8 protein-coding genes are annotated in these 11,555 nt (G+C 45.9%); 3 read left to right on the top strand and 5 right to left on the bottom strand.

Translation table 11 applies throughout. The features are described 5' to 3' along the window. Positions 1-7 precede the first annotated feature (7 nt). Both tssI and KZ793_RS16960 read right to left on the bottom strand, forming a co-directional pair. On the bottom strand, positions 8-823 hold the full coding sequence (tssI, locus tag KZ793_RS16955) for a type VI secretion system tip protein TssI/VgrG (RefSeq protein WP_225816410.1): 816 nt from the start codon (positions 821-823) through the stop codon (positions 8-10). A gap of 651 nt (positions 824-1,474) precedes the next feature. Continuing rightward, the gene (locus tag KZ793_RS16960) at positions 1,475-2,380 is read right to left on the bottom strand and encodes an arginase family protein (RefSeq protein WP_255619406.1); all 906 of its coding nucleotides are present in this window, start codon (positions 2,378-2,380) and stop codon (positions 1,475-1,477) included. 287 nt (positions 2,381-2,667) lie between these two features. Between KZ793_RS16960 and KZ793_RS16965 the strand changes: the two genes are divergently transcribed. Beyond that, positions 2,668-4,683: an LTA synthase family protein gene (locus KZ793_RS16965; protein WP_225816411.1), complete on the top strand. Its 2,016-nt coding sequence runs from the start codon at positions 2,668-2,670 to the stop codon at positions 4,681-4,683. Positions 4,684-4,749: 66 nt separating this feature from the next. On the opposite strand, the gene malG is transcribed toward KZ793_RS16965, so the two are convergent. The 3 genes from malG to malE form a co-directional block, all read right to left on the bottom strand. Continuing rightward, positions 4,750-5,640, bottom strand: coding sequence for a maltose ABC transporter permease MalG (gene malG, locus KZ793_RS16970; RefSeq protein WP_225816412.1), 891 nt, complete (start codon positions 5,638-5,640; stop codon positions 4,750-4,752). Positions 5,641-5,652: 12 nt separating this feature from the next. Then, positions 5,653-7,209 carry a maltose ABC transporter permease MalF gene (malF, locus tag KZ793_RS16975; protein ID WP_225816413.1) on the bottom strand — a complete coding sequence of 519 codons (1,557 nt, stop codon included), beginning with the start codon at positions 7,207-7,209 and terminating at the stop codon, positions 5,653-5,655. A 124-nt stretch (positions 7,210-7,333) separates the two neighbouring features. Beyond that, a complete protein-coding gene (gene malE / locus KZ793_RS16980) occupies positions 7,334-8,533 on the bottom strand; it encodes a maltose/maltodextrin ABC transporter substrate-binding protein MalE (protein WP_225816414.1) in 1,200 nt (399 codons plus the stop codon). Positions 8,534-8,914: 381 nt separating this feature from the next. On the opposite strand from malE, the gene malK reads away from it, so the two are divergent. Both malK and KZ793_RS16990 read left to right on the top strand, forming a co-directional pair. Next, positions 8,915-10,024: a maltose/maltodextrin ABC transporter ATP-binding protein MalK gene (malK, locus tag KZ793_RS16985; RefSeq protein WP_225816415.1), complete on the top strand. Its 1,110-nt coding sequence runs from the start codon at positions 8,915-8,917 to the stop codon at positions 10,022-10,024. 36 nt (positions 10,025-10,060) lie between these two features. Next, complete coding sequence (locus KZ793_RS16990; RefSeq protein WP_225816416.1) at positions 10,061-11,353, top strand: maltoporin; 1,293 nt, start codon at positions 10,061-10,063, stop codon at positions 11,351-11,353. Positions 11,354-11,555 lie beyond the last annotated feature (202 nt).

Raw genomic sequence — 11,555 nt, forward strand, 5'->3', positions numbered from 1 at the left:
CCAATTTTTATTGACCACAACACTCCAGCCGCAGTCGGGTGAAAGATTCTCCTTCCGCATCCCGCTGGAAACGCCCGTAACTTTCAAACACCGAATCGTACCCGCTATCGTCGGCCTGCTTCTGATGCTCGAGCGCATATTTGGGGTTCAGAAAATTATGGTCTTTCTGGACCGTGCCATTCGGGCACAGGTATTCGCCATAACTCCACTGGTACGCCGTGGTATCGGTCTCGTCGGTTTCAGGGTGAGTATTGTAAGTGAGCTGGATATCCGCCTGCATGCCCAGATGGCAATCACAGAACAACATCTGTTTTTCCTCAAACCAGAAGACTATGCCTTCTTCCGCCGCCAGCCTGCACCAAAAATCATAGGCCGATTCACGTTTTTGCGTGGTGTATTCCCGTTCGGTATAGCGTTTATAGAGCGTATCGCGGACAAAGAGAATATGATGCTCTTTCAGCAATTTCGTTAAAATTTCCGGCACGGACTGCCAATGGAAAATACGGCTATCCTGATTCAGCGTCATCAGCCACATTTCGGGGCAGATAGTGAAAATATAAAAAGTGCGACGGCCGTCGGTATTACCCTGTTCAGCACTGGCTATCAAACCGTTAATGGTCCGTTCGGCCACGCCATTACGGGTAATAGTCAAGGATGCACGGCGACCCAGTTGTTCATTCAGGGGAATATCGTCACGTGAACTCACCACCTTTAACGTCAGGCTATAAAGCTGTGATAGCTCTTCCTGCAAGGTAAATTGCGATACCTGAAAAGTTGTTTGGGATAGTGCGCCAATTCGACAGGTGAAAACTAATCCATCCATATTTGAAACCTTACATCATTGAACCATAATCCTGAAACGGGGATAACGCCAGAGGCCATTAAACGCGTCATCACATGCGGCTCTTTTAAATAACACCGTATAGCGCTTCTTCATATTACTGAGCCGGTGTTGCAACTGTATGGCGCTGAATACAAAAATAGCGTCAGCCTGTTCCTCAGTAAAAAATGACAGCGTAAAATACCCATCACTGAATACATGGACGTTAGAGAGAACAATAAACCGCTTCTAGCTGAGTGGAGTGGAAATAAATAACAGAGAATTTCGCCCTCTAAATTTTATGGCCACAAGATCATGATATTTATCATATGAACATGGAAAAATACGACAAACATCACACAAAATGGCTAATAATATATGGAGTGAATAAAAATCGCCGTCAATTTTCACCTGATGCGGAGAAAATATAAAACCCCAAAAGCGTTAAGATATTAATCCGGTATATTTGGCTGGCGATAAATAAGCTTTCTTCTGTCTTTATACATAACAATGATTCACGAACGTTGGTAAAAAATTAAATTTTTTATTAGGCAGTAATTATTGTTTGCTGTAAGTTGATTTTGTTGCAGCAAATTTGCAACCAGACGTGAGAATCCCTCCCCAGCGTCATCACAAAGCAATTCGATATTTCAACTAATCTGAACGTCCTATTAAAGGAAGCTGTTTAAGCATGTCTTTAAGATTCATGGCATCCCAAGGAAGGTGTTCTGCAATCCCCAGTCCAACAACGTTAGCCCGAGAGGCTGCCTTTTGGATAAGAGTCAGCACATCAGGAATGTTAAGTTTACCTTTAGCGATACCACCAAAATCATGCTCACAGGCACCCGGACGAGCAAACAATACGGAACGGAAGTTATGTTCATCCAGTACATCTAAATCAATATGAATCGCCAGACATTCGATTTTTTCTTCTTCAATCCACTTCATTACTGACTCGCCTCCTGCTCTGACCTCATCCGGAGAACAGGTTCTGATTGCATTATCAGCAATAAATTTTTTCTCATATTCCAGCGGGCTGTGTATTCCTGCAATCATGACTCTCCGGGAGGATACTGGGCGAGTCACTGTGGTTGTCAGATCGGGATCGCCATTGCCCATCAGAGCTCCAAGAACATGAGCGTGAGCATTCTGAAATTGAGCGGGAGTCATAACATCAGGATGTGAATCAATCCACAGTATCCCTAGTTTCTCTCCCCAGTGCTCACTCAGCCAGGCAAAAGGGGCGAGATCGACAAGACAGTCGCCACCAAACGTGACGATATTATCTGGCTTATATTCACGAATAATTTTCCAGACGCTGTTAAGCTGAGTTTTAAGTGCTTCCCTTCCGATGATGCCATTTTCTACAGAGAGGGGCTCAGCGGGTTCCCGGATTGGTACATGAATAACAGGTGCATCCGTTTCTGGTGCAAGCCAGTTCAGCATTTCCGCACCAAATTTGTATGCCGGATTATTTCCCCCCTGCCACTGTGGCATAACCAACCTGATAGTATTTGATCGGATAGTATTTGAACGAATAATCTTTGAACAGTTAGTCATTACTATACTCCTTTGCATATATGTAAAGTGCATTCAAAATCAGCCAAGCTGACGCCTCATCGACATTCCACTCCCACCTTATATCGGCAGGAGTGCCTTTTCGAGGTAAAGATGGTTTGCAATCTGAACCACCCTTCAATCGTTTATATCTGGCCAATGACTACTCTACTGCAAAAAACAGCAAATAAAATAACCTAGGGATAGGCAGTGACTTGCTGAATAAGATAGGATCTTGATCTGATAAATATTAAATTAACCTTATCAATCTATTACAATAAGAAGGCATTATGTGGTTTTCTAGATTTAAACAAGCTTTTATCGTGCTGTTACTTCCCTGGCTGCTAACGGTAGCAACGCAAATGGCGGGAAGAATCTATCTTCTCTTAACTTATGGCAGCTACCAGCTTTTTACTGACTCTACTCAAGATGTGGAACGAATGTTCTGGATCGGAGGGCTGTTTGATATTCGTATTGCCAGTCTGCTGTTTGTGCCTTGTTTGCTGATTGCTGGCTTATTTGCCATTAATAAAAACAGCTTCAACATATGGCAACACGCCTATCCGTGGTTAGCAACAACACTCAATACCGTGGTCGGGGCTTTGACGGTAAGTAATGTTTACTACTATGCCACTTATGAACGGTCGTTCGATATTTTCATCTTCGGCTTAGTGGAAGATGATACGCAAGCCGTGCTGCACACCCTATGGAATGACTATCCTATTATCGAAAGTTTGCTCTGTTTAGCCCTGTTCGCCGTTATTGTTTTCTGGCTCAGTCTGCTCTGGCAACGCTATCTTATTTCACACACAACGCGCAAAACCAACCTGCCCATTTCGGCTATAGCGACACTGGTTATTTTGACTGTCTGCTTCATTGGTATGCGAGGCTCCATAGGTACCTTTCCACTACGTCAGTCCAATACACAAGTTTCAGAAGTCAAAATGCTTAATATGCTGACACCTAATGCTCCAATGGCACTGAACTGGGCGTTTAATGATCATTACAAAAACAGCTACTTCCCAGAAGCAACAGATGAACAAGGTGGCTGGTTATTAAACCATTTTATGGAGAAGCCAACCCCCGCGAATCTGTCACCGTTTATGGCTAAAACCGCCGATAATCCCACCGCTCAGAAAAATCCGCCTCACGTAATATTTAACGTCATGGAGAGTATGGGTTATCACCTACAAAGCTTGGATCGCCCAGACCTTGATGTTTTTGGCACCCTACGCCAGCACTGGCAAAACGACTGGCATTTTGAACGTTTCGTTTCTGAAGGGGATGGCACCATTGACAGCTTGAGCCGTTTTTTGATTCGCAGCCCGAACAGTACAATCAGTCAATCCACAGCTCAGGATCTCGATTTCACCAGCAATATGTTCAAACCCTATCTGGCAAATGGTTATAAAATCATCTTCGCCACATCCGGTAACGGAGCATGGCGTAATTTGAACCAGTTCCTACCAAACCTGGGAGTCAGTGAATTTATCGATCAGAATGGGCTGAAAAAACGCTATCCAGAAGCCAAATTTGGCACTTGGGGAGTGCCTGATGAATTCATGTTCCGTTATATTAAAGATCGCCTGATTCAGGCAGAAAAGAACGGGGAACATGTTCTGATTATGTCATTGTCTACTACCCATCACCCACCGTATAGATCACCGGAAGGCTATCAGAAAACCGACATCAAGCTGAGTGATGCCGAGAAACAACGTTTAAGTCATTTGGCTAGTGGTAATGAGTTACAAGAGGTTTTTCATACCCTGCGTTACGCCAATGATCAATTGGGACAATTTATTGGTTGGGTAAAATCTCAGTCACTAGCTTCTCATACTATTATCGCAGCAACCGGTGACCATAATATTCGGGGTATTAGTTATCCAGATGCTCATGAACTGGCAATCGGCCACGGCGTACCCTTTTATCTCTACGTGCCACCCGCTTATCGCCAAAACACGATCTTTGATGCGACCAGAGTCGGCAGTCATAAAGACATCTGGCCAACGCTCTATCACTTGAGTTTGTCACATACGGCTTACTACCGTACCGGTTGTAATTTGCTGGCTGAACATCTGGACCCTATCTGGTGTCAAGGATATAACCCAGAAGTCACTATTACACCGCAAGGGGCTTATATCATGATCGGCAAAGGTGAATTTCGACCATGGGCAAATCAAACAGGATTATTACTCGGTGAACCCCAGCCAATGACAGCAGACCAAACCAAACAGTTCCAACGTTGGCAGGTATTTACCGATCTCCTGTCATGGCAATTAAATCGTCAAGTTCACCACCAGCAATAATTGATACTTCCGTGCATCCCTTTAATCTCAAAGTATTAAAGGGATTCGCATTGATGAATATTGCGATCAGCCTTTTACTCCCCCTGCGGTCAAACCATTGACTAGCCAGCGTTGGGCAACCAAGAAGACGATGGTGATAGGAAGCGCTGAGAGCACAGCGGCGGCGGCAAAATCGCCCCAAAGATAGTTCTGTGGGTTAAGGTACTGTTGCATGCCGACAGCCAAAGTGTAATTGCTCACATCTCTGAGAAGCAGTGAAGCAACAGGCACTTCCGTAATAACACCAATGAAGGAAAGAATGAATACTACTGCCAGAATTGGTACAGAAAGCGGTAGCAACACCATACGGAAAGCCTGCCACGGCGTCGCGCCATCAAGCGCAGCCGCCTCTTCCAGGGAGCCATCAATGGTCTCGAAATAACCTTTAATGGTCCAGACATGCAACGCAATGCCCCCCAGGTAAGCAAAAATCACGCCACCGTGGGTATTAAGACCGATAAACGGTACATATTCCCCCAAACGATCAAACAAGGCATATAGCGCCACCAAGAAAAGTACAGCCGGGAACATCTGAAAAATGAGCATGCCTTTCAATAAGGTACTTTTACCGCGAAAACGCATACGGGCAAAGGCATAAGCACAGGTAGTTGATAATGTAACGATACCTACGGCGGTAATAAAGGCGACCTTAACAGAGTTCCAGAGCCATAGCATAACTGGGAAAGGTGGCGGTGTAACATGACCATCTGGTGACACCACGCTGTAGCCAAGTGCTAATTTCCAATGCTCCCAGGAAATGCTTTCCGGGATCAAACTACCCGTGGCAAAATTCCCCGGCCGCAGAGAGATAGTAATAACCATTAGCAGCGGGAATAAAATCATGGCAATAAAGGATAACATCAACAAATGTGTCGCCAACACACGCCATTTCTGTGATTTGGGTTGAACCATCGCCATTGCATTCCCTCCTTAGTCAAATTTAATGCGGGTAGCTTTCAAGTTAATAATCGCCAGCGCGCCCACCAGTAAAAAGATCACTGTGGCAATCGCCGCAGCCAAACCAAAATCCTGACCACTACCCCCATCGAAAGCAATACGGTAGGTATAGTTCACCAATAAATCGGTATAGCCTGCCGGTGTCGTGGTGCCAATGCGATCCGGCCTACCATTGGTTAACAACTGAATCAGAACAAAGTTGTTAAAGTTAAAAGCAAAACTGGCAATCATCAGCGGAGTCAGTGGTTTAATCAGCAATGGGAAGGTAATCTTGAAAAAATTCTGCAACGGCCCCGCCCCATCCATTGCCGACGCTTCATACAAATCGTCGGGTATTGCTTTTAACAATCCCATGCAGAGGATCATCATGTAGGGATACCCAAGCCAGGTATTCACTATAATCAGCATAGTTCGGGCCATCGTTGGATCGGTAAGCCAAGCAGGTTTAAGACCGAACAGGCCGTTAAGCAACAGATTGATCTCACCGAAACTCTGATTAAACAATCCCTTAAAAATCAAAATAGAAATAAATGATGGCACTGCATAAGGCAGAATCAGTAGCATGCGATAAACACCACGGCCTTTCAACGCCTCCCACTGCACAATGCAAGCCAGAACCATGCCAACAGCGACTGTCAGTACCACAGTGAACAGAGAAAAGACAACCGTCCAAACAAAAATAGCGAGGAACGGTTTCTGAATACCTTCATCCTGGATCACACGCAGGAAATTTTTCCAGCCGATGGAAACAGTAAATCCTGGCGTCAAAGTCTCATTTCCCCATCTTCCCTCAGCATTGACAGACTGATAGAAACCGGTATCAATATTGGGGCGATAAAGCGTACCTGTTTGATTGTTAGTAAGAGTCTTGCCATCTTCCCCAAGAGAGTATTGAGGATGCACACCAGAGAATTGACGCAGTGAACTCATTCTCAGCCGGTTACCATCCGGTAAAACAGCAACTAACTGGTTCAGCGCCTGTCGATTCTGGGTGATAATGCGCAATGTCGCAGCTTCACCGTTCTCAATGTTGTCCTGCTCGTGCAAGTGTAAAGTCGTCTCTTTTATTACTGACAGAGAAAATGGCTCGGATACCAGTTGTTTAGTCTGGCCCGGTGCGCTCAGTGCCAAAACCCACAGGCCCGATTTTGGGTAAAGCTTAAAAGTCAATGTTTGCCCTGATTGATACTGACGACTCATCAGGACAGATTGTGCACGTTCAAAAGTCAGTTGATTGGTACTGCTATAGTTGGTAAAGGCGATGGCGATGGTGCAAATAAGCGGAAACAGGACAAACAATCCCATTCCTGCTATACCCGGATAAACATAGCGCCAGGCATAAGTATTGCGGTTGGCAAAAACGTAAGTCCCCATTCCTAACAATACCAGTGTCAGTATTGCGAATAGATACTCTCCCTGTGAGTACATCAATACCACCAGATAACCGGTAAAGAGTATACACAGGCTCACTGCAAACCATTTCAGAGCAGAATGCTGCCACCATGATGTTTTTTCGAGCGTCGCTGACATAATGCTCTTCCTTTTTACTACGACGTAACAGCTTTGCGGATAGCTTAATCAATCTTCCTGCAAACAGGCATCCTTACTGGTTGCAGGAAAGAGACACCCTTCTCGGGAGAAGAGCGCCCACAAGTTACTTGGTTATGCGGGCTTCCGCGTCACTTAATGCGGCATCAACGGTCTGACGGCCAGTCAACGCATTAACAACAGCGCTGCGCATGGCATACCAAAAACTGCTCATTTGTGAGACATTCGGCATGATTTCGCCTTTTTGAGCATTTTCCATCGTGGCAGCAATACGTGGGTCCTTGGCCAGAATATCCTGATAGGATTTCAGTGCCACAGCTCCCAACGGTTTATCCTTGTTCACCATCTCCAGACCTTCGTTGGTCAGCAAATAGTTTTCCAAGAACTCCTTCGCTAGCTCTTTATTCGGGCTGGCGGCATTGATACCCGCCGTCAATATGCCGACAAACGGTTTAGACGGATGACCTTTAAAGGTTGGCAACAACGCCACGCCGTAATTTATATTATTTTTGTCGATGTTAGACCACGTCCACGGACCGTTGATGGTCATCGCCGTTTCACCTTTGTTGAACGCGGCTTCGGCAATGGAATAATCAGCATCCGCGTTCAGATGCTTATTTTTCACTAAATCTATAATAAAATTCAGCCCTGCCTTGGAACCTGCATTATTCACTCCGGCGTTTTTCACATCGTATGCGCCATTTTCCAACTTGAAAGCATATCCCCCGTCCGCAGCAATCAGCGGCCAAGAGAAATAAGGCTCTTGAAGATTAAACATAATGGCACTTTTGCCTTTACTCTTCAGTTCCTTATCCAGATCAGGGATCTCTTCCCAAGTTTTTGGCGGGGTCTTCACCAAGTCTTTATTGTAGATAAGAGAGAGGGCTTCAACGGCGATAGGATAACCGACCAGTTTACCGTCGTAACGTACAGCATCCCAAGTGAATGGAAATAACTTATCCTTGAAGTTCTGATCCGGCGTGATTTCCGCCACCAACCCAGACTGGGCGTAGCCGCCAAAACGGTCATGAGCCCAGAAAATAATATCCGGCCCATCACCGGTTGCTGCGACTTGTGAATACTTCTCTTCAAACTTGTTTGGATGCTCAACAGTAACATTGACACCCGTATCTTTTTCAAATTTCTCACCAACTTGTGCCAGGCCATTGTAGCCTTTATCGCCGTTGATCCAGATAACTAGCTTACCTTCTTCAATTTTTGCAAAAACAGAGGCAGAAAGTACCAGTGAAGCTAAAACAGAAAGCGCTAAGGTACGGGCGCCTACTTTTAAGGTTGTTTTTATCATCATTCCGTCCTTATAGTAGTTTGAATAGGTTCAGGGTGAACTGTTTTGTTACATTGGCGGAGAATGCTGATCTAGTGTGCAATCAACAATGGAAAGTCTCATCCTCCCCTACTCTACTCCCTGCCCGGAATGGCTGTGATCTCTATTACAAAAACAGCAGAACCGTGCCGTTGACCACAAAAAGGGGCATCTTTTTTTGCGATAAATATCACAATTTATCCAGTAGCTCATACCTAACCAACTCAACAACGCTTATCTCATCCTCCTAACTCCTCCCCCATAAAAAACTTGAGTATGGAGGATTTACTCACCCGTCATCTTAAACACACTCTGGTTTATCATTTTTCACCGCGAATTGCGGTGATAAGTCCGGGGGAACACATGTCGAGCGTCACATTACATAATGTATCGAAGGCTTATGGTGAAACTATTATTTCCAAGAACATCAACCTTGAGATACAAGAAGGAGAATTCATCGTCTTTGTCGGTCCATCAGGTTGTGGAAAATCGACAATATTAAGGATGATTGCGGGTCTGGAAGATGTGACTTCCGGTGATTTGCTGATCAATAACATCCGAATGAACGATGTGCCACCCGCTAAACGCGGCGTTGGGATGGTTTTTCAGTCTTATGCACTGTATCCCCACCTGTCTGTTGCAGACAATATGTCATTCGGCATGAAGCTGGCTGGCGCCAAAAAAAGTGATATTCAGCAACGGGTAAAGCAAATTGCCGAGATGCTTCAACTCGCTCACCTGCTTGATCGCCGCCCTAAAGCCCTATCAGGTGGGCAACGTCAACGCGTTGCTATTGGCCGTACTCTGGTCGCTGAACCCAGTGTTTTTCTGTTAGACGAACCGCTTTCCAACCTGGACGCCGCGCTGCGGGTCCAAATGCGCATTGAGATCTCACGCCTGCACAAACGATTGCAACGTACGATGATTTATGTCACCCACGATCAGGTTGAAGCGATGACGCTGGCCGACAGAATCGTGGTACTGGATGGTGGAGATGTTGCCCAGATTGGCAAACCTCTTGAACTTTACCATTACCCGGTTAATCGCTTTGTCGCCAGCTTTATTGGTTCACCCAAAATGAATTTCCTGCCAGTTAAAGTCACGGCTACCGCTATTGATCAAGTACAGATTACTCTGCCCAACCGACAGCAAATTTGGCTGCCCGTAGAAAGCAATGGTGTAAAAGTAGGCAGTAATGTCTCTCTGGGGATACGTCCTGAGCATCTTCTGCCAAGTGATATCGCTGATGTCACGTTGGAAGGCATAGTGCAGGTTGTCGAGCAGTTAGGAAATGAAACCCAGGTTCACATTGAAATCCCGGCCATTCATCAGAATCTGGTTTATCGCCAGCCTGATGTTGTATTGGTGGAAGAAGGATCGACCTTCACCATCGGATTACCTCCCCACCGCTGCCATTTATTCCGGGAAGACGGAACGGCATGCCAGCGTCTGCATAAAGAACCCGGTGTTTAAGCCTGAGCTAATCAAAAAACGACAGGAGAATAATTGATGAAATCAATGCGTATATTACCTATCTCACTAACAATTATGGCTGGATTACTGTCTGTTCAGGCGTCAGCCGTAGAATTCCACGGCTACGCCCGTTCCGGTATTGGTTGGGCCGGCAGCGGCGGTGAGCAACAGTGTTTCCAAAGCACCGGCGCACAGAGCAAATACCGTTTAGGTAATGAATGTGAAACCTATGCTGAGCTTAAACTAGGCCAAGAGCTATGGAAGGACGGCAATAAGAGCTTCTACTTCGATACCAACGTGGCTTATTCCGTGGCGCAAAAAAATGATTGGGAATCCACCGATCCTGCATTCCGTGAAGTGAATGTTCAAGCGAAGAACGTCATCGACTGGCTGCCGGGCTCAACACTGTGGGCAGGTAAACGCTTCTACCAGCGTCATGACGTACATATGATCGACTTTTACTACTGGGATATCTCAGGTCCCGGTGCCGGCCTGCAAGATATCGATCTAGGCTTTAGCAAACTCTCTCTGGCCGTCACCCGTAACACCGAGTCTGGCGGTTCTCATGGCTGGATTGCCGGTAGGAACCATGAAATTCCCACGTCTAACGATGTCTACGACATACGTCTGTCCGGCCTGGAAGTGAACCCTGGCGGTAGTCTGGAACTTGGTTTTGACTATGGGCGTGCTAATGCGCGGGACAACTATCACCTTGACCGCAACGCGTCCAAAGATGGTTTCATGTTTACTGCCGAGCATACACAAAGCGTGTCCGGAGGCTTCAACAAATTTGTCGTACAGTATGCAACAGATTCCATGACCTCTAACAACAGTGGCCGCTCTGAAGGCGCTAGTGTAAACAATGACGGTTATATGCTACGAATCCTGAATCATGGCGCGATTAATCTCGCGGAAAAATGGGATCTCATGTACGTAGCGATGTATCAGGATACTGACCGTGATAACAACAATGGCAACACATGGTATACGGTTGGGGTACGTCCGATGTACAAGTGGACACCGACGATGAGTACCTTGATGGATATTGGTTATGATAACGTCAAATCCCAACGTACTCATGACACCAATGATCAGTACAAAATCACCCTAGCCCAACAATGGCAGGCAGGTGACAGCATTTGGTCCCGTCCAGCTATCCGTCTGTTCGTCACCTATGCCAAGTGGGATGAAAAATGGGGTAATGCAAGGAAAGAAGACGGCGACAATTACACCACTGGCATGGCCTACCGTGATACAGCAACACATAAATTCAGCCGTGGCAACGATGATGAATTCACCTTTGGTGCACAATTCGAAGCCTGGTGGTAATGCCATTAAAAACGGCTGGTTTTATACCTAATAGATTTCGAGTTGCAGCGCGGCGGCAAGTGAACGAATCCCCAGGAGCATAGATAACTATGTGACTGGGGTGAGTGAAAGTAGCCAACAAAGCAGCAGCTTGAAAGATGAAGGGTATAGGTAAACAGGGTTATTTAGCCACGATTAGCGCTTTGGACTGATATGCCTTTTG

Origin of the sequence: Photorhabdus antumapuensis, assembly GCF_020387775.1 — a bacterium.
Lineage (GTDB): Bacteria > Pseudomonadota > Gammaproteobacteria > Enterobacterales > Enterobacteriaceae > Photorhabdus > Photorhabdus antumapuensis.

Excerpts from the sequence above, each read along its gene's own strand:
- tssI (WP_225816410.1), bottom strand. The coding sequence starts at position 823 with ATGGATGGATTAGTTTTCACCTGTCGAATTGGCGCACTATCCCAAACA.
- malG (WP_225816412.1), bottom strand. The coding sequence starts at position 5,640 with ATGGCGATGGTTCAACCCAAATCACAGAAATGGCGTGTGTTGGCGACA.
- malF (WP_225816413.1), bottom strand. The coding sequence starts at position 7,209 with ATGTCAGCGACGCTCGAAAAAACATCATGGTGGCAGCATTCTGCTCTG.
- KZ793_RS16965 (WP_225816411.1), top strand. The coding sequence starts at position 2,668 with ATGTGGTTTTCTAGATTTAAACAAGCTTTTATCGTGCTGTTACTTCCC.
- KZ793_RS16990 (WP_225816416.1), top strand. The coding sequence starts at position 10,061 with ATGAAATCAATGCGTATATTACCTATCTCACTAACAATTATGGCTGGA.
- malK (WP_225816415.1), top strand. The coding sequence starts at position 8,915 with ATGTCGAGCGTCACATTACATAATGTATCGAAGGCTTATGGTGAAACT.
- malE (WP_225816414.1), bottom strand. The coding sequence starts at position 8,533 with ATGATAAAAACAACCTTAAAAGTAGGCGCCCGTACCTTAGCGCTTTCT.
- KZ793_RS16960 (WP_255619406.1), bottom strand. The coding sequence starts at position 2,380 with ATGACTAACTGTTCAAAGATTATTCGTTCAAATACTATCCGATCAAAT.